Origin of the sequence: Pseudoalteromonas rubra (assembly GCF_000967655.1) — a bacterium.
GTDB classification, from domain to species: domain Bacteria; phylum Pseudomonadota; class Gammaproteobacteria; order Enterobacterales; family Alteromonadaceae; genus Pseudoalteromonas; species Pseudoalteromonas rubra_A.
In genome coordinates this window covers 145,080-163,591 of record NZ_JXYA01000004.1, presented here as the reverse complement: position 1 = coordinate 163,591, position 18,512 = coordinate 145,080, and the positions used below count along the sequence as shown (strand labels likewise).

General features: G+C 47.9%; 14 protein-coding genes. 3 read left to right on the top strand and 11 right to left on the bottom strand.

The genetic code is table 11. The features are described 5' to 3' along the window. The first annotated feature begins 326 nt into the window (after positions 1 to 326). Positions 327 to 2,411 carry a hypothetical protein gene (locus TW77_RS02705; RefSeq protein ID WP_046003433.1) on the top strand — a complete coding sequence of 695 codons (2,085 nt, stop codon included), beginning with the start codon at positions 327 to 329 and terminating at the stop codon, positions 2,409 to 2,411. A 60-nt stretch (positions 2,412 to 2,471) separates the two neighbouring features. On the opposite strand, the gene TW77_RS02700 is transcribed toward TW77_RS02705, so the two are convergent. The 11 genes from TW77_RS02700 to TW77_RS02650 form a co-directional block, all read right to left on the bottom strand. Further along, positions 2,472 to 3,923, bottom strand: a complete 1,452-nt coding sequence (locus TW77_RS02700; protein WP_046003432.1) for an SLC13 family permease — start codon at positions 3,921 to 3,923, stop codon at positions 2,472 to 2,474. 76 nt (positions 3,924 to 3,999) lie between these two features. Then, the gene (locus TW77_RS02695) at positions 4,000 to 5,871 is read right to left on the bottom strand and encodes a M28 family metallopeptidase (protein WP_082078799.1); all 1,872 of its coding nucleotides are present in this window, start codon (positions 5,869 to 5,871) and stop codon (positions 4,000 to 4,002) included. 65 nt (positions 5,872 to 5,936) lie between these two features. Beyond that, a complete protein-coding gene (locus tag TW77_RS02690; protein WP_046003431.1) occupies positions 5,937 to 8,126 on the bottom strand; it encodes a M4 family metallopeptidase in 2,190 nt (729 codons plus the stop codon). A gap of 412 nt (positions 8,127 to 8,538) precedes the next feature. Beyond that, positions 8,539 to 9,036 (bottom strand): hypothetical protein, encoded by a 498-nt coding sequence (locus TW77_RS02685; RefSeq protein ID WP_046003430.1) that lies wholly within the window; start codon positions 9,034 to 9,036, stop codon positions 8,539 to 8,541. A 236-nt stretch (positions 9,037 to 9,272) separates the two neighbouring features. After that, positions 9,273 to 11,264, bottom strand: a complete 1,992-nt coding sequence (locus TW77_RS02680; protein WP_046003429.1) for a TonB-dependent receptor plug domain-containing protein — start codon at positions 11,262 to 11,264, stop codon at positions 9,273 to 9,275. 268 nt (positions 11,265 to 11,532) lie between these two features. Further along, positions 11,533 to 11,793, bottom strand: a complete 261-nt coding sequence (locus TW77_RS02675) for a CBU_0592 family membrane protein (protein ID WP_046003454.1) — start codon at positions 11,791 to 11,793, stop codon at positions 11,533 to 11,535. Positions 11,794 to 11,995: 202 nt separating this feature from the next. Further along, entirely contained in the window at positions 11,996 to 12,400 is a 405-nt protein-coding gene (locus tag TW77_RS02670; RefSeq protein WP_046003428.1) for a DUF1761 domain-containing protein, read from the bottom strand. Positions 12,401 to 12,476: 76 nt separating this feature from the next. Continuing rightward, the gene (locus TW77_RS02665; protein ID WP_046003427.1) at positions 12,477 to 12,998 is read right to left on the bottom strand and encodes a response regulator transcription factor; all 522 of its coding nucleotides are present in this window, start codon (positions 12,996 to 12,998) and stop codon (positions 12,477 to 12,479) included. A 3-nt stretch (positions 12,999 to 13,001) separates the two neighbouring features. Beyond that, positions 13,002 to 14,243, bottom strand: a complete 1,242-nt coding sequence (locus TW77_RS02660) for a sensor histidine kinase (protein WP_046003426.1) — start codon at positions 14,241 to 14,243, stop codon at positions 13,002 to 13,004. A 63-nt stretch (positions 14,244 to 14,306) separates the two neighbouring features. Then, a complete protein-coding gene (locus TW77_RS02655) occupies positions 14,307 to 15,185 on the bottom strand; it encodes a mechanosensitive ion channel domain-containing protein (protein ID WP_082078797.1) in 879 nt (292 codons plus the stop codon). 75 nt (positions 15,186 to 15,260) lie between these two features. Then, complete coding sequence (locus TW77_RS02650) at positions 15,261 to 15,656, bottom strand: DUF4440 domain-containing protein (protein ID WP_046003452.1); 396 nt, start codon at positions 15,654 to 15,656, stop codon at positions 15,261 to 15,263. Between the two features lie 142 nt (positions 15,657 to 15,798). On the opposite strand from TW77_RS02650, the gene TW77_RS02645 reads away from it, so the two are divergent. Next, a complete protein-coding gene (locus TW77_RS02645; protein ID WP_046003425.1) occupies positions 15,799 to 16,866 on the top strand; it encodes a ketoacyl-ACP synthase III in 1,068 nt (355 codons plus the stop codon). Positions 16,867 to 17,039: 173 nt separating this feature from the next. Further along, on the top strand, positions 17,040 to 18,512 hold the full coding sequence (locus TW77_RS02640) for an aminoacyl-histidine dipeptidase (RefSeq protein WP_046003424.1): 1,473 nt from the start codon (positions 17,040 to 17,042) through the stop codon (positions 18,510 to 18,512).

Here is an 18,512-nt window from a genome sequence, read left to right as displayed (position 1 = left end):
CCGCATGAGTGCGGAGTCAATTCAGCGGATTGCCATTACACCAACGCAAAATCTCTTCCCGAATTTATACCAAGGGCACGCCGTAGTTTCTTTCCTCACAAGTCCGCCTATAAATTAAGCAGCAATACTATATTCTGAACAATCAAATGAATATAAACATAAAATGCGTGCAGAATTTAAATATCATGATAACAAAATGAAAACACTTAATGATATTGTCATTTAATGTTACCGAATGAAGATTTCTCCGCTCGAATATGATTTAATCACGCCAACCCGAGATCGGGACATATTAGTAATCAAAATAGTATAAATAGGACATATGGATGTTTAAATATTCAAAAATTGCAATTGGTTTAGCGACGTGTTTTGCTCTAAGCGGATGTCTTGAAGTAGAAGATAACAATAACAATGATGAACTGGTCAATAAACTTGAGCAGCAAAATCAAATCTTACAAAGCCAGCTTGATGAAAACAAAAAACAAAGTGAAGCTCAGGCCGCAAAAGACAAAGCGCTTGAAACACCATTTATTCTGAAGGGCGGTATTGTCGCCGCTGTTGACGGTGTTGACTTATCTGATGTGCAAGTGACCGCATACTATGACGGCACATGGCACGAGCCTGTCGACGTTGCCGAAGATGGCAGCTACTCAATTCCTAAAGTCCCTCAGTACAGCAATATTTTGCTCAAAGTAAGCAGCCCGAGCAACGCGATTGTTACTCAGCTGTTCGACCATACAACACGCAGTGCCGGTGACCGTACTGAAGTAGTCAGCGCAGTGCAAACACTGACGGTATCCAAACCGCATACCGTTACTTTTAGCATTCTCAATCGGAGCACTTTTGAAGCCATTTCCGATTTGCAAATTACGGCTGAGCCGGAACTTAACACTTATAGCAGTGCGCGATATGAATTGGCACATATGCTGGAGCAAAACAAGGTTGGTGCAACCTATAACACTGAAACAAACCAGTATGAGCTTATCGTGCCTCAAGGCATTGATTTCAAACTGGCGATTGATGTAGACGTCGACAACGATGGCAATGACGAATACACCATCTATGAATCTGACTACGTAATTCACTCAAGTAATGGCATAGCGAACCTGCACAACTTTGATGCTGAACAACAAGCAACGCTATATGCGACTGTTGAAAGCATCAATGAGTACGATTTAATGGTTAACTTTATCAGCGATTCAGGTGAGCAGCTTTATCCTGATACTGTATTTGCAATCAACAATGATGAAGGTGACAGCAACTTTACATTTAATGAAGCACAAGGCCATTATAACTTATCAGCTAAATACTACGGCGAGCTGCAATTCCTCACCCATGAGTTCACAGCAAACGGCCGTACGTATAAGGCCGACAACATCGGCATTTATCGTGATCAAAATGATACCTTTCAAATAAGTCGACGTTACCATCAGCACCACCAGGAAGGCCTGTATAGTTCAGAACTCAGCAACAACACGTTAGCTATCACCATACCACTTGTAGAGCAGGTGTCAGCACCTTACCTGGGACTCCAGATCATTGAGTCTACTGAGGACAAAGTTGAAGACACACACGGCTTAACTTACTACTTTAATGCCCCTGTTTCACTAAAGCAAGACTCTGCCCGGTTATACAAACATGATGTAATCACCGTTGTAAAAGGCAATGACTCTGACAGTGACGATGTCGCTGCGGGAACCACCTCTATACAGAGTGCTAACCAATCTGTTGAGCTAAACAGCGCGCTGTCATTCAACGATACCAAGCTCTCTATTGCCCCGGCCGCACCACTTGAAGCGGGTTATACGTACCATTATGAGCTGGATAACATCACTCGAAAAGAAGCGAACTCTCACAGTTACGTCAACCGTTCAGTTCAATTTTCAATCGATACCCCATTTGAGTTCGATGAGTCTCAGTTCAAAGCAGACAACATGAACTATCGCAGCGGTGGTGCACTTATCACACCAAAGAACACAGCTGGTGAGCAAAGTGGCAACTACAGTAGTGCATCCTCTTACGAACTTTGCATTGTGGCACCAAAAGACGTGACACTGGTTGACGCGCAGCTCAGTGCAGTTACAACCAATGGTGTAAAATACACAACCAACCATAACTATTATGGCTACTCTGATGTTTATTTATACGCACTTGCTGACAATGAGCAACTAGAAACCAACATATATAATTACACTCTAGATAAACGCTCAGCTCAACCAAATGGTTACTACCGTTCTATATGTTTTAGCTACGTAGACCAGTATGAACAAGATGGAAGCTGGGCAGGAAATGCGGATTTCATGGACCATACCGATAGCGCGACAAATAGCGTAGATGTCAACATCACTTATCGTTTACCGGGTTCTGATACTGAAATCTCAACCGGGGTAAAAACACTCTATATCGATTAACACGATATATGGCCCTGCCTGAGTTTCTCAGTGCAGGGCCTTTCTGCATATTTAGCCACACTAATAACCAAACATGTAACTACCGACTGTCATAGTCAGCGTCGTTATCACCACAATCGCAAACAGGTTCATCACGAACCCTGCCTTGATCATATCGCGGATTTTTATCTCACCAGAACCAAATACAATCGCATTGGGCGGTGTCGCCACCGGCATCATAAAGGCACAGCTTGCCGCCATCGCCGCAGGTATAACCCAGATAAGTGGCGTACCAGCAATTTGTTCAGCAACCGGACCAAGCAAAGGTAAAAACCCCGCAGCCGTCGCCGTATTGCTGGTCAGCTCAGTTAAAAAAGTGATGAGTGCCGCAACAGCCAACACACCCAACACCAAAGGTATCGCGCTGGCACCGGCCAGCATGTTGGCAATGTACTCAGCCAGGCCAGAGCCTTTGATTTGTGACGCCAATGTTAGCCCACCACCAAACAGTAATAAGATCCCCCAAGGTACCTGCTGCGCCGCCTGCCAATCCATTAATCGCGTATCACTCCCCCGCTTTGCCGGAAGCACAAATAGTAATAATGCAGCGGCCATCGCGATCCCTGTGTCTGTGATGTCCAGACCGCTCCAGCTAGCTAGATAGGGACGGCTGATCCAGCTTACGGCAGCGAAAACAAACACCAGCAGGACATTTTTTTCGGCCAGGTTCATGCGACCCAGTTCACCCAGTTGCTGGTTAAAAATCCGAGTTAGGTTGGTATCTCTGTTGGTCGTTTGTACTTTAAACGCAAAGCGTGTCAGCCACACCCAACACAGTAGGATCATGCCAAATGTGAAAGGGACCGCCATCACCATCCACTGTGCAAAGCCTATTTTAATCTGATAATTTTCCCACAGATAGGCAACCATAAGCGCGTTCGGTGCAGTGCCTATGATAGTGCCGACGCCGCCCAGGCTCGCGCTGTAGGCTATCGCCAGCAACAGAGCAATACCATAATTATTATCCTGGGATTGATTGTCTTTAAGCACATGGATCACCGACAAGGCAATCGGCAGCATCATTAATGTCGTTGCGGTATTGTTAATCCACATAGATAAAAAGCCACTTACCAGCATCATTGCGAGAATTTGGACTCTGGGGTTATTGCCACTGCGTAACATGGTATGTAAAGCAATACGTTTGTGTAGCTGCCATCTTTCCATGGCGATGGAGATCAAAAAGCCGCCCAGGAACAAAAAGATCAGCGGGTGCGCATACAAACTTGACGCGGACTTAATGTCATTGATCCCGGCCAGAGGGACCACCAGCAGAGGAACCAAAGAAGTAGCTGGTATGGGCACAACTTCGCTCACCCACCAAATTCCCAGCCAAAGAGCAAGTCCGGCTGTACGCCAGGCTTCTACACTCATCCCTTCGGGCGCGGTTGTTACGCACGTTAGTAACATAAAAGCAGGACCGAGCAGCAAACACAATCTGTCGGTCCAGAGTTTTGATTTGTTCAAATTATCCATTACTTATTTTTTACCTGGATCTAACACTCGGTGCGTATTATGCCAGTAAAATAAGTACAGAGTATGGAAAATCTGACTACTGTGCCGTTATTGACAACGTCATGCCACTGGCACTTTGATAGCCTTTGATGCCTATATACCAGTTGCCCGCACTTGGCGTACTAAAGGTACAGGTTTCTGAGTTACCACTTTTATAGGGGCGGCAATCAAAACTGTTGTCTCCCACCTCAGCACCGTGTTTAACATAAAGGTCTCCATCCCCTACACCACCTGACAAAGTGACCGTTAACGACTGATAATCACCTTCCAACTGTTGCGAGAAGTTGACCCAACCCCCTTGTGCCACGGATAGGTCAGATTCAGTCCGGTTAATTGGCGTTGGCGTTGTTCCGCCTTGCTGATACTCGCCCACGAGGGTGACATTCTGAATCTCGTTCCAGGCTTCAACCATGACATAGTAAGTGCCCTCATTAACCGTAGTAATGGTGCAGGTTTCAGCACTGCTGGAGTTTGTACTCTTGCAGTCATAGGTTTGCAGCGTTGGTTTCGAGCCGTATCTGACATACAGATCGGCATCACCTGAGCCGCCTGATGTTGTGAAAACCAAATTGTTACTTCCGGCAGGTACATCGAGTGAGAAGTCATGCTGCGACTTGGCTACCCCGCTGATCCCCGTTCTTGGCACGCCATTTTGAAGCTTACCGGGGTCCGGCGGAGGCAGATCTCCCGCATTTTTGCCCATTTCAGCCAAATAAGTGACCGCTAGTTTGGCAAACTTACTGGCATGTGTGGCATCAAAAGACGTATCGTTGCTGGTATGTATCTTGCGGTTTATCTCAGACATGCGAGATTCAAATGGCATAGACGCCGCAAACCCTTGCTGATACCAGGAAGCATGATCCGAACAGCCATAGCCACATTGATCATAACCGTAACTTAAATTAGGTAAGTAAGCGTCAAGGAGCTGCGACAAAAATTGATTCTGACCACTGTTGGTGTAGTCAGTCATCATAGTGATGTCCTGGGTGCTTCCGTTATTGCCAGTCATATCAAACTGCACCATACCTACCACATTTTTACCCTGAGACTTATAGTCCTGAGCAATGGCTTTTGACCCTCTGAGGCCGACTTCTTCTGCCGCAAAGCCCATGATCTGAATGGTTCGTTGCGGTTTGTAATCTGCCGCAACTAAGGCCTTTAGTGCCTCAGTCAGCACAGCAATACCCGACGCATTATCGTCCGCGCCCGGTGCTCTGCCAGCGCTTGGGCTTGACTGATTGATAGAGTCCAGATGCCCACCAATGACTACGATTTCATCGGCATTTTCGGCCCCGTTAATGGTCACAACAACCGAAGATTGAGACCAGCTGTGGGTGTAATAATCAACGCTGATGTCACTGCGGGACTGTGCGATGCTCTGCCAGTTTTGTTTGATCCACTGAGCCGCGTCGACGCCACTTTGCTGGGTATAGTAGCGATTATGAAATGCAGTCAGGTTAGCCACTGTGCTATCCAGGCTGGTTGTACTGATTTCGTTGACCATGGCATTGGCCATAGCCGGGTTGTCTATAGTGTAGGTTTGTAGTGGCTGGTTATTTATTGCCAGGTTTAGCTGGGACAGATAGAGCTCAGCCTCACTTTTAGATGCATGCGCAACAAATCCACCGCAGCGGTGATACTGATCATGCATAAAATGACTTAACTCGCCATGCTCTGATTCATCTATCTGCGCTATGCTAATACCCGGTATTGCGCTCACCTGCGCATTAATATGCTTACCTGTTAATAAATTTTGTAACTGATAATGTTGCCCTGCCATCGTATCTATCGTGATCCAGGGTTTATCTGATTGCGCTGAAGCATTAGCAAATGCCACACCATGAGATAAAAAGATTAAGTTCGCAGCCACTAATAAGCCCGGCACACGAACGGGTCGTTGAGCTGTCATCGCAACACCCCTCTGTAAAGTGAATGAGAAAGAAAAAGGGAGCAGTTTGCTCCCTTATTCAAATGTTAATTGGCCTGGATATTTACAGTGACATCGCTTGCCGCAGTGTAACCACGTAAGTCGATGTGCCAGGTGCCCGCTTGTGGATTATCAAAGGTACAACTCTCCGAATTGCCATTACGATATGGACGACAATCGTATGTTGAGAGCGTCGATTCGCTGCCATATCTCACGTACAAATCAGCATCACCACTACCACCATTGATGGTAACGGTCAGGTTGGAGTAGCCAGCGGTCAGATCCTGGGTGAAGCGTGTCCATTGTCCGGAGCCAATCGAGACATTACTCTCTGTACGGTCAATCGGGGGCGTGCCGGTGCCACCTGAGCTGTAAGAGCCGGTTAGTGACACACCTGAAATGGCATTCCATGCTTCAACCATCACGTAATAAGTGCCTGCCTGAACGTTCGCAATGTTACAAGTTTCATTGCTGCTTGATGACGTACTCTTACAGTCAAAAGTTTGCAAAGACGGACGACTGCCGAATTTCACATACAGATCTGCATCGCCACTGCCACCTGTAGTCACAAATGACAAGTCTGAGGCATCTGCCGGCACTTCCAGGCGGAAGAAACTTTGCGCCTTTGATGCGCCGCTGATCCCGGTGCGAGCAACACCATTAGTGAGCAACTCATCCTGTGGTGGCTCAGTCGTGCCACACGAGCTGCCCGGGCTTAACTGCGAAGTTACGCCCACTACAGCCAAAGCGGCCTGCACATCTTCATGGTTGTAGCCTAAGTCACACGCAGCATCCATCACGCCGTTACCTGCTGTATCCCAGTCAGTATTTGCCGTCCAGTACAGCTGGTTTGCTTTCGCCATGACGATAAACGCTTTTTTAGTATCCCAGCCGGTTTTATTTGCCAGGGTATAAAAGGCTTTATTGAATACCCCCGAGCTATGATGCACATCCATGCTGGAAGTGTAATCCGACTGATGCCCAATTGAATTACCGTCTTTGGTGGGGTCGTCCATGTAGCGCAGCGCGCCTGTCGCTTTGAAGATCTCCTCTCCCACCATCCAGTCGTTACTGCCTTTCATGTAAAACTCAGCCGCTTCACCTGCCATATCAGAAAATGCTTCATTCAGGCCGCCAGATTTATAGCGATAAACCAGCCCGGAATTCTGCTCGGTAAAACCATGGCTGACTTCGTGTGCCGATACATCCAGGCTAACCAGAGGATAAAAACGCGTTCCCCCGTCACCAAACGTCATCGCACTACCATCCCAAAACGCATTTTCATAGCTATTGCCATAGTGAACGCGCATTTTCAGCTGAAAGCTCAGTGGCGCAGTGCCCAGCCAGTCGTTGTACATATTGAACACCACATTACCAAAGTAATGTGCGTCGTTAAGCGGCGAAAAGGCACCGTTAATTTCCTTGTGGGTATTTTCCGGGCAAGTGAAGCTGTACGCGGCGGTACCGCTGCTACCATGATTCAGATTGATAGTTCTGACATTGGAATTGTTCATGGTGCAGGTATTGCCAGACTGAGCAACATCCAGATAGCCATAATCAGTACCATACTCATAACGCCCTGTTTTCTGGTTGCCGCCGGGGCCGGTCGCATTCGCATGCTGGATATTATCGAATTCCAGCAACAGCTCACCGCTGTTCGCATCGATAATTTTGTACGGGCGTGCTGGCGATTTACCATAGGTGACATAAGTCACTTCATAGACCAATCTGGCAGTCGATTGCTCGTCAAGCCAAACCCCCAGGCGGCTAGTTTCGTTATGCCTGGCCAGTGCGACTTCTTCATCACCATGTTGCGTAGCAAATTGCGCTTCCAGTTTACTTTGCATTGCCTGCATAGACAGTTTTGGTGTAACTGAAGCCAGATCTGCCGCAATTTCATACACAGCAGCACCATGCGCGCGCTTTAACGCTCCTGCGTTGTCATATGTCAGGCTGACGGTGTCACCAATCACAGGCAGACCTTTGTACATTTGCTGATAACGCTTGGTGACCGCACCACTGGCATGCGGGTAGGACTTAATCTCGACCAGTGCGTTGTCGGCTCCCAGTCCAATTAACTGCTCCGGCTGCGCCGACAACACAGCCGGTGCGGCTGATTCAAGCATTGTTGAAAGGGTATTGTGGGTATTTAAGAAGCGCTTTTGAGCGGCATTCGCGGTGCCCGACGCCAGTACCAATCCGGCAACAGTTGCCAAAGCTATTTTTGATAGTTTCACTTGATTTGCTCCATGATTACTTGTTGTTTTAGGTGCGAGTGAGAGATGAAGCCCACCCGCAATGCGCTCAATTCATGAACACGCAACATAGAGACTAGTGACAATGTTAAAAAAATAAACTTTCGTTAACTTTTTATTGTTTTTGAGTTTACATGTGAGGGAAATTTAAAATTAGCTTTATTTACATTTAGTTGAATGTAAGATCCAGACGATCGAGCGTGGTTCTCACACTCCCAATGTAAGGGTTTTGTTACACTTAGAGTAATCTTAACGTTTTGTGATTATCCTTATGAGTTGCCAACCCGCAATTGATATACTATAACAAAACACTCCCTAAAGGTTATTCACAGCGCCAGCTTTCGTCACCACTCACACCTGCCATACAATAATTAGATACGATTACCGCCTGCAGTTATTGCGTGCAAAAATCGCGTGCAATAATGGCTTTAGTGATCAATTGCCAACCGAGCGATGTCTCTTTCAGCTCAGACAAATTGCCGGGTTCAGTCTTGAAGCACAGCGATTTTTCTTCCTTCGCAGACTCAAGATTCAGTTCAACCCTTGCAAAAGCCAGATCATCATCACCGCGTTGTGCCTTAAAAGCCACCTTTTGTATGGCTACCGTAACCACATCGGGATGCTGCTGAGCAACCGCATTGGCCATTGCCCACATACCCTGCTCCTTTGATTTGTCCATTGCCAGGCCAATGTCTTTACCGATCCCCTCGTCAATAGCAAACCCGACCGCAATACCGACAGGGCCCAGCGCTCCTGCCAGCATGGGACCTGCAGCACTGCCCCTGCCCTCATAGGTCACTTTTGGCATAGCCTGATTTACAACAGGGGTACGAGATACAGATGAGCAGGCGCTCAGCAAAGTCAGTAAGATTGCATAGATAAGTTTTTTCATTTCAAATAGTAAGGATAAAATACATTAGGTGCCGCACATTATAAGAGGGTTGGGAATTGCTGCATAGCCAAACTTGCCCCTAATTTAAAGACGTCAGTTGAAAACGTTTTGCTCTTTTAAGAGTGAGGACAGTGAACACCATGGGTTGCTTATATTCACTTTTAAATCGAAGTGCTTTTATGAAAGCACGCTACCCTGCGCTAATAGAAAAGCGACATCGATATCCAGTCAACAAGTTAAAATGACTGAGAATACTGTAACAAAAGCTGCAGACCTTGTTGTGGTACGCGACCATCATATACCCTAGGATCAAAGGCATATGTTTGCTTATCAAACAGGTTTTGTGCCTTTATTCTGAGCTGTTTGTTTGGTGCGAGGTGCCAGGTTAGCGTACCTCCGATCAGCCAGTGTGGCGCCTGTTCATAATGTTGGAAGTCTGGGTCGTCAGGAATGAGTGCGGGCAACACTTTGACCTGGGCGCGCCATACGCCATTGAGGCCCACCTGCCAGTGGCCAAACTGGTGATTCAGCTGCCATGAGCCAAAGCGTTTATAGCTGGCGCTGAATGGTTCATCAAAGTGCAGAGTATAATTAAACTTAAACCAGGTCGCGTCGCTTAGCTCAAAGGACGCACTGACTTCAAGCCCCTGCATGGTCGTGGCATAAACGTTGTTAAAGGTAAAGCGACTTTGCGCCATATCGACCGGCTCAAGCGTAATGAAATCATCAAGCTGGTTTTCAAACAACACCAGGTCCAGCTGCCAGCGGGCGTAGGCCATATTCCAGACCAGCTCGGTGGTTTTAATATTCTCGGATTTGAGCTGTGGATTCCCTCGCGTGATGTCATCATTAGAATTGAGCTCATTGCTGACCGGAATACGAAAAGACTCGCCATATTGCAGCTTAAATGCATGGTGTGGATCAAGTTGATAAATGGTGGCTACCCGGGGCGATAACTTGCTGTCTATATCGATAAATTCATCAAAACGTAGCCCGGTAAAAACCGTCAATTTTTCGTTCAGCGCGTATTTTAGCTGCACATATGTCGCATAGGAGTCAAAGTCTTGTTTCAGGCTATCGAACGCCGCGAATTCATCCAGGCCCCTGATGTCGCCAAGATAATACTGATCTTGTAAAATAATCTCCCCGCTGACAGGGTCAAAGTGTGATGTATAAGTCCCAGCTTTCGATTGCTCTTCCAGCGAATATTCGACGCCCCAGTGCAGGGTCAGATCTGCATTATACTGATAAGCCAGATCCCAGTTGAGGGTAAGATCTTCTGATTGCCACTTTGGTCCGTTAAAAAAGTCGTTCTGTAGTCCCAGCTCCTCAGCGGTGGCTATTAACCCGGCACTGTCAATCTCATGGCGAATAAAACTCAATGTTAAATCGCTGTCCAGTTTATCTGATAAGCTTGTTTGATGATTGAACCTTGCCCCAATATTGCGGCTGGTATGAAAGTTGTTCTCACTGTAACTGGATAAGTTCATAAACTCATCCAAAGTGGACCTGGTAAAATGGACTGAGCCACTGAATTCACCCCACCGGCCACCCAGCTCCACAAACAGGTTCGACTGCGGATCGCGTGAGCGCTGTTCAGTGTAGGATTCCCCATTCGTTTTGTAGCCACTGATATTAGCGTGAAAACTGCTCTCTGCGTCTGGGCTATAACTATAGTTGAGAGACGCCTGACGACTCTGATGTAATCCAATTCCAACTTGTACCTGGCGTGCGGACTGGCGCGTGACAATATTCATAACGCCAAGAAAAGCGTTACTGCCATACAAGGCAGAGCCCGGACCACGAATAAATTCGACTTTTTCAACCACATCAACCGGAATAAAAGGCGCATATACCGATGCTTTACCAAAAGACGCATCGTTCAGCCTTTGTCCGTTTAGCAACACCAGAATATTACCATTATCCAGATACACCCCACGGGCGTGCTCTTTGGGTACACTGCCAACCCAATCTCCCCGGGTAGACTGAAAACCGGGCACAAAGTTCATCAACTCGTAGACATTGCGAATGCCGAGCAAAGTAATCTGCTGTTGAGAAAACGATGTCACGCTGGATGGGACAGACTGAGCCGTCTCTGAAGTTTTACTGGCAAGCTCTACCGTCACATCCATCAGCTGTTCAAACGTCAGTTCGAACAGCGCTTCCTGATGGGCACACAGTGGCAGGCTGAGCAAAGTGATGCTCAAAGGTAGCAGGCTTTTCATCATATTCTTTCGCTCAACGACGCAACGACAGCTAAACAGTTATGTTATTAAACAAGACTCACATAGCGATTTTATATTTCAATTTAATATTACGCAGGCAGGGACAGTTCGCAAGTTTTTTGTGGCTTTTTAGTAAGTTAATGAGGAAAGCTAGTAAAAAAGCGCGAGAAAAGGTAATTAAATATGACTATTTACTGCATAAATAGCTGATGATAGCGTGGTGCTTTCATGTCGGGCAGTACATCAGCCGATGTACTGCCCGGTGCCAGTATCAGGCAGTCGCAAGTTTGCGTTTTTTGAAGTACTTGTACAGACCAATCAAAGAAGCCGCTATCCAGAACAGTTCAATGACAAAGCTTGCGAGGTTAAAGTTATAGCAAAGGCTGATAAGTAGTAAAATGGCACCACTGAGGTTCATTATATTGTACTTAATACCGTCGGGACTGACTTTCTCCAGCTGCAGTAAAAAGAACGCACCAACCACCAGGAAAGTACCCGTCATACCAATGATATCAAACACTATGTCTATCATGTTTTTGTCCATATAAAGTAGGCTCACCCAAACACGCTGGCCCGGATCCATGGGTAGGGTGATTTTCAGTCTTTGAAACAGCACAAACCTTTCTATGATAGGACTTGAGGCTGGGGATAGACAGGATATTTGTCCGCTTGCTTAGCGCAAAGTAGTTGCTAAACCTATCAACTGGCTACAGCAACACGCTGAAACTTATGGCCTAACTTAGTATTGCAAGCACAAAGCCGATTAAACAAAACTGTACGGTATGATAGCCCGCATTAATAAGAAACAATTTGAGCGGCCGTTGTTCAAACAAGTAACTGGTACCCAGAGTGCTGGCAACAAAACAGACCCCAACAGCCAGACCCAGCAGCACACCATCCACTATGGCCGGACTTTTTCCCAATAGCGCAGCCATGAGCAGCGCAGCCAGCACAGACAAAAACATGGCACCAGAGAAGATCAGTTTATGATCGGCGTTTTGGATATCCAGCTCCGTCAGCCCGGCTTCTTCAAGCCAGGATTTATGGAACAATAAAGGCGAGTACCATATTCCTCCCAAAGCAAAGGAGGAGATCGCCGCAATGACAACGGCGACCACATCTACATCAAACACAGTCACAGCACTTACCTCAATTATTTCACTAATCTCAATTTAGTTAATAACCTTTGGAAGAGCAAACCAGGCCTTGCATGGATTATTTAAGTACCGGGCGTTTCTGAAGTTTTCTTTGCAAGGTTCGCCGGTGCATGTTCAATTGTCTGGCGGTTTCAGAAATATTGCCTGCATTAGATTTCAGGGTTTGCTGGATATGCTCCCACTCCAGCCGCTCGGGAGACATGGTGTTATCAGCAGCAATATCCAACGGCGTGTTAGTGCCCAGCAAGGTTTTGGCTATTAGCTGGGTGTCCGCAGGCTTAGTCAGGTATTCATCAGCGCCCAGTTTTATTGCCTCCACAGCCGTTGCAATGCTGGCAAACCCGGTCAGTAGCACAATTTTACTATCCGGGACAATCTGGCGGATCAAGGCAATATGCTGCAACCCGGAGCTGGCCGTTAGCTTCATATCCAGTAACACATAATCCGGCAAAAATGCCTGACACTGAGGCCCGATGTTCAGTTCATCATGGACACACAGACAATCAAAGCCCAGCTTACTCATTCTACGCGACAGCGTAGTGGCGAATGGCACATCATCCTCAATAATTAATAACTTCATAATTTATACAATCGGTAACGTCACCACAGATACAGCACCCTGGCTCTGATGATTAGATAAGTGTAAGGTGCCTTCGAGTCGCTCGATTGTAGCATGAGACAACAACAGTGCCATGCCCAGACCGGACGAGCTGTCGACCACCGACTTACCTATCAGTGCCAGCTTGTCCATATCAATGCCAGGCCCCAGGTCGCGGATCGACAAGGACCAGGTTTTACGACCTCCCGCTGCCCCCTCCTCAGACACTGTCACACTGACTTCCAGGCGCGATGCCGAGCACTTTTCATTGGCCTTGGCCGCATTCACAAACAGGTTAAATAGCGCCGGGATCAGCATAGGATCACCACTGACCGAAAATGACTGCGCCGGTAACTGGCAGGCAATTGTTTGTTCAGGGAACTGCAAAGTCATAAGCTCATGGAGCTGCTGCCAGAGCGTATCAAACGATTGCTTATTGACCTGAGCATGAGGTTTAAGTAACTCAGTCTGTGCCCTGAAACCATCCAGCTGGGTTTTGCACTGAATAAGCGGTGCGTGCATCTCCTGCACGGCGGGGTGTTCAGGAAAGTCCTCATTTAACTCTTCTAACAGCAGGTTCAGGTGCGCGATAGGAGTTGCCAGTTGGTGAGTCACTTGAGCGGCGGCACTCCCCAGCGCCAGTACCTGCTCCTGTTGCAGCTGCTTTTCACGGCTCTTGGCCAGCGCCAGTTCACGTTGCTGAATACGGCTTGCCAGATAGGTAACAATCGTTACCGTCACAATCACCATAAAAATAAAATTCACCAGCATGCCAAGCAGGTGCTGACCCATGTGCATACCATGATGATGCATCGGCACAACCGTATACAAATAGCCATAGGCGGCCAGCGCTGCGCCAGAGATAAACACCACAAACCTTGGTGGCACAGTGACCGCAGCAATAATGCAAGGCAAGAGCAGTAAAGAGACAAATGCGTTGCTGGCGCCGCCAAGAAAAGACAGTAACACAGTCAAAAACAGAATATCTGCCACCAGCTGCATCACCATAGCCCCCGGTGACACATCGCTGACTTTGCGATAGGCATAAATGCTTGCCAACTGGAACAAGGACTCCAGTGCAATCACCGTAAAGATAGGCTGCTCAGGCAGATTTTTGTCCAGAAACCACAAGGAAATAAGCACCAGTACCAGTTGCAGCACAATGGCGATGGAGCGCAGCAACAATAACTGGCCAAGGGCAGAATTGGGAGAGAAGTTAATCAACATGTTTTTACGTTTTACACTTTAAAAATGTCGGCATAGTAAGCATGCCGACCTGGAGTTAGGCCATCAGCCAGCGCGCCTGGATTGCCTGACAATGGCAAGTTGGCCATCAATGTGGACATCACGCTGCGGAAAAGCCACCACAATGTCATGTTCGGCAAAAAGCTCATCAAGGCGAAAACGCACTTTGCTGCGGGCCTGCCTGAGACCGCCCTCAACCGTCGAATTAAGCCAAAAATTGACCTCAAAGATCAGCGCATTGTCGCCAAAGTCTTCAAATGTGACCTGGGGTTTGGGATCGTTTAAAACCTCTGGCTGCTCCTCCGTTGCTTGCAAAATCAACGCGGCAACCTGTTTTGCTGGCGAGCCATACGCTACACCAACCCGTACCGAGGTGCGCATGAGTTTATCGACCAGCGTCCAGTTGGTCACTGTGTTTTCCAGCAGTTTACTGTTGGGGATCAACATATGCACCCCGTCCACTCGGCGCAGGCGGGTTGAACGCGTATTGATTTTTTCAACTATACCTTTGGTTCCTTCCACTTCGAGGAAATCACCAATGCGAATGGGCTTCTCCCACATCAAAATCCAGCCGCTGATAAAGTTGTTGATAATATTCTGGGCACCAAAACCAAAGCCAATGGCGATTGCACCAGACAGAAATGCGAAGGCCGTGATGGGCACATTAATCACGTCTAATATGGTGATCACAGTGATGGCGATGGCAAGCACATAGCACAGCCTTTGGATCAGGTGCACCATGTTGGGATCGGTATTGCTCGCCCTGAGCCGATTGGTCAACTTACCAACCAGATACCGGGTTAGCCAAATACCGAGTAATAAGAGCAACGGCACGAGCAGTAATTTACCTAAGGTAAATGTGCGCTCTGCATAGATAAATAGCGGAAAATTCAATAATGCGATCAGTTTATCCAGGTAAATCAATACACACCTCTTAAGACTCTTGGGACTATGTCATGCTTGCGTCCAATGAACACTTTTTCTGATTGGCTATTGCTATTATTCGTACTTGAGCTTAAATTCCGGACAAGGCGTTCCCTGATGGAACAGCAGCTGCCAACCCGACGCTCTGTGGCGCCAGATAGACATTCTGACTGAATAATTTAAATTAGAATAGGCATTTCGGCGATAAGCGGCATGATAGGTGATCTGTGCCAGGTTTTCAGCCAACATTTGACCCTGAAAGTCCTGATTATAAAACTGCGGGACTTTTTCACGGGGTAATCTGGCCAGCACATGAGACTTATTAAACATCAGCCCGTTAGCAGAAATCTCATAAAAGTCCTCATCCAACAGCTGAGCCAACCGTTGCGGGCTTTCACGCACCGCAGGGTCCAGTAGCTCACGCTCCAGGCTTATGAGTGTATCCAGCGTATCAAATTTAATTTTTTGCATTATAAACCAAACAATTAACGCCATCTATTCCCTTTAGTCTAGTCAATAAGCCAATTTCAACAAGGGATAATTGAGTGAATCACAACGCAGTTTGCGATATACTGTGCCTTAGCCTACTGGTCGGATTTGAATAAGAGATAAAATGAAGTACGCAAAAATAACCGGATGGGGAAAAGCCATTCCCCCCGCCTCTATCAGTAATGACGAACTAAGTAACATTGTAGATACCAATGACGAGTGGATCAGCACCCGCACCGGCATTAAGTCTCGCCGTGTTAGCCACGTCAGTACCGCAGAACTGGCTACTTATGCCAGTAAACAGGCGCTTGCCTGTGCCGGTCTGAAAGGCACCGACATTGATTTGGTCTTGCTGGCCACCTGTACGCCTTCCACTATGGTTGCCAACACCGCATCTCTGGTACAAAAAAACATCGGTGCCATTGGCGCCGCGGCCTGTGATACGAACGCCGCTTGTTCAGGCTTCTTATACGCGCTGCAAAATGCCACTGCCCAGATCCAGGCGGGTATGATCAAGCGCGCCGTGGTCGTTGCGGCCGAACGTATGACCTGGTACGTCAACTGGGCCAAGCGCGACAGCGCGGTGCTTTTTGGTGATGGTGCTGGTGCTGTCATTTTGGAAGCAAGTGACGAGCCTTGTGGCTTGCTTGGTACCAAAACCGGGTGTGACAGTGAAGATCGGGGTATTTTACATATCTCAAATTACGGCACAGATCTGAGCCGTTATGAGCCAGCAGGCCCATCGGATCTTGCATTTGAAGGGCGTGAAATTTTTAAACGCGCCGTCACCGGAATGAGCGTTGCCTGTGATGATGTATTGGCGCAGGCGAATTTATCGCTGTCCGACATCGACGTACTGGTGCCCCACCAGGCAAACCTGCGGATCATTCAGGCAATCCAGAAAAAGCTTGATATTGCAGATGACAAAGTCATGGTTAATATCGACAAGTACGGCAATACGTCAGCAGCCACCATTGCGATCGCCCTGTGCGAAGCGGTTGAGCAAGGGTTAATTAAACCTCACGCTAACATTATGTCTGCTGCGTTTGGTGCCGGCCTGACCTGGGCGGCCAGCTACATTAAATGGGGTGAGCGAGTTACGCCTGTGGCCCAGTGCGAAGAGACACTGCCTGCGTGTGAACAAACAGGTATGGAATTGATTGCCAGTGCCGTCAAGGCATGCCAACAGTAAAGGCCTCACTCCTTTACAAGGCCAGTTTAGCATTCGCGCTGAATTGGCCGCATCCACTCGACCCTTAATCCCCGCTAATGGTAAACTCTCGCTACTTTTTACCCGCTTACCAGCCCCTATCTGAACGATAAACATGCAGGCTGGAAGACAATAGCTCAAATAAGGGGAACCCGGTGTTTAAACCATATTCCGACATTGCCACTTTGGCACCACAGATCGTATGGCAATTCTTTGACCAAATCTGTGCCATTCCACACCCGTCAAAACACGAAGAAGCATTAGCCACCTTCATTGTTGACTGGGCAAAGTCTCAAAATCTGGCCGTACGCCGCGATGAAACAGGCAATGTCTTCATCAAAAAGCCCGCCACACCAGGCATGGAAAACCGCAAGCCCGTGGTGCTTCAGGCGCACATTGACATGGTGCCGCAGAAGAACGACGACACAGATCATGACTTTACCAAAGATCCGATTCGCCCTTATATCGACGGTGAATGGGTGACGGCACAGGGCACCACATTGGGTGCCGACAATGGTATGGGTATGGCCTCTTGCCTCGCGGTGCTGGCGTCCTCGGATCTCCCTCATGGCCCGCTGGAAGTGCTACTCACCGTCGATGAAGAAGCTGGTATGTCTGGCGCATTTGGCCTGCAAGCCGGCTGGCTGGAAGGTGACATTTTGCTTAATACCGACTCCGAGCAGGAAGGTGAAATCTACATGGGCTGCGCTGGTGGCGTAGATGCCAGCATGACACTCAAATTGGAACGTCAGCGCATTGCCGAGGGTCATCAGCTGGTCGAAGTAAGTTTGAAAGGCCTCAAAGGCGGCCATTCGGGCGTTGATATCCATACCGGTCGCGGTAACGCCAATAAATTACTGGCACGCGCGTTGAAATATCACCTCGCGGACGTGGATTTTAACCTAGTGGCCTTTAAAGGCGGCTCTCTGCGTAACGCCATTCCGCGTGAAGCTTACGCCACAGTTGCCATTGCGCCTGCTCAGCGTGCCCAGCTTGAGCAACGTTTGAGTGATTTCCAGGCCGTGTTGAGTAATGAGCTGGGTGCCATTGAAACCAACCTCGCGTTTGCTGTCACTGATACTGACAGTGCTTTTGATGCTATGTCGGCACGGGCTCAGGCCACTTTACTGGCTCTGCTTAATGCCTGCCCGAATGGCGTTGTGCGTATGAGTGATGATATTCAGGGTGTGGTAGAGACGTCTCTGAATCTGGGTGTGATCACCACTGAAGCCGATAAAGTAGAAGTACTTTGCCTGATCCGCTCTTTGATTGATTCGGGTCGGACCGATGTAGAGGGCACGCTGAGTTCACTGGCTGCGCTGGCAGGCGCCGAAATCGAGTTTTCTGGTGCCTACCCTGGCTGGAAACCGGATCCTGACTCGGCGTTGGTGCATATTTTCCGCGATATGTACGAGGGCATTTATGGTAACAAACCAGACATCATGGTGATCCACGCTGGACTGGAATGTGGCCTGTTTAAAGAGCCCTACCCTGACATGGACATGATCTCGTTCGGCCCAACGATCAAGTTCCCGCACTCACCGGATGAGAAAGTGCACATTGAGTCAGTCGGTCTGTACTGGCAACAAATGCAGGCCTTACTGCAAAATATTCCTGAGCGTGATTAA

Excerpts from the sequence above, each read along its gene's own strand:
- TW77_RS02705 (WP_046003433.1), top strand. The coding sequence starts at position 327 with ATGTTTAAATATTCAAAAATTGCAATTGGTTTAGCGACGTGTTTTGCT.
- TW77_RS02700 (WP_046003432.1), bottom strand. The coding sequence starts at position 3,923 with ATGGATAATTTGAACAAATCAAAACTCTGGACCGACAGATTGTGTTTG.
- TW77_RS02695 (WP_082078799.1), bottom strand. The coding sequence starts at position 5,871 with ATGACAGCTCAACGACCCGTTCGTGTGCCGGGCTTATTAGTGGCTGCG.
- TW77_RS02685 (WP_046003430.1), bottom strand. The coding sequence starts at position 9,036 with ATGAAAAAACTTATCTATGCAATCTTACTGACTTTGCTGAGCGCCTGC.
- TW77_RS02680 (WP_046003429.1), bottom strand. The coding sequence starts at position 11,264 with ATGATGAAAAGCCTGCTACCTTTGAGCATCACTTTGCTCAGCCTGCCA.
- TW77_RS02675 (WP_046003454.1), bottom strand. The coding sequence starts at position 11,793 with ATGATAGACATAGTGTTTGATATCATTGGTATGACGGGTACTTTCCTG.
- TW77_RS02665 (WP_046003427.1), bottom strand. The coding sequence starts at position 12,998 with ATGAAGTTATTAATTATTGAGGATGATGTGCCATTCGCCACTACGCTG.
- TW77_RS02660 (WP_046003426.1), bottom strand. The coding sequence starts at position 14,243 with ATGTTGATTAACTTCTCTCCCAATTCTGCCCTTGGCCAGTTATTGTTG.
- TW77_RS02650 (WP_046003452.1), bottom strand. The coding sequence starts at position 15,656 with ATGCAAAAAATTAAATTTGATACGCTGGATACACTCATAAGCCTGGAG.
- TW77_RS02645 (WP_046003425.1), top strand. The coding sequence starts at position 15,799 with ATGAAGTACGCAAAAATAACCGGATGGGGAAAAGCCATTCCCCCCGCC.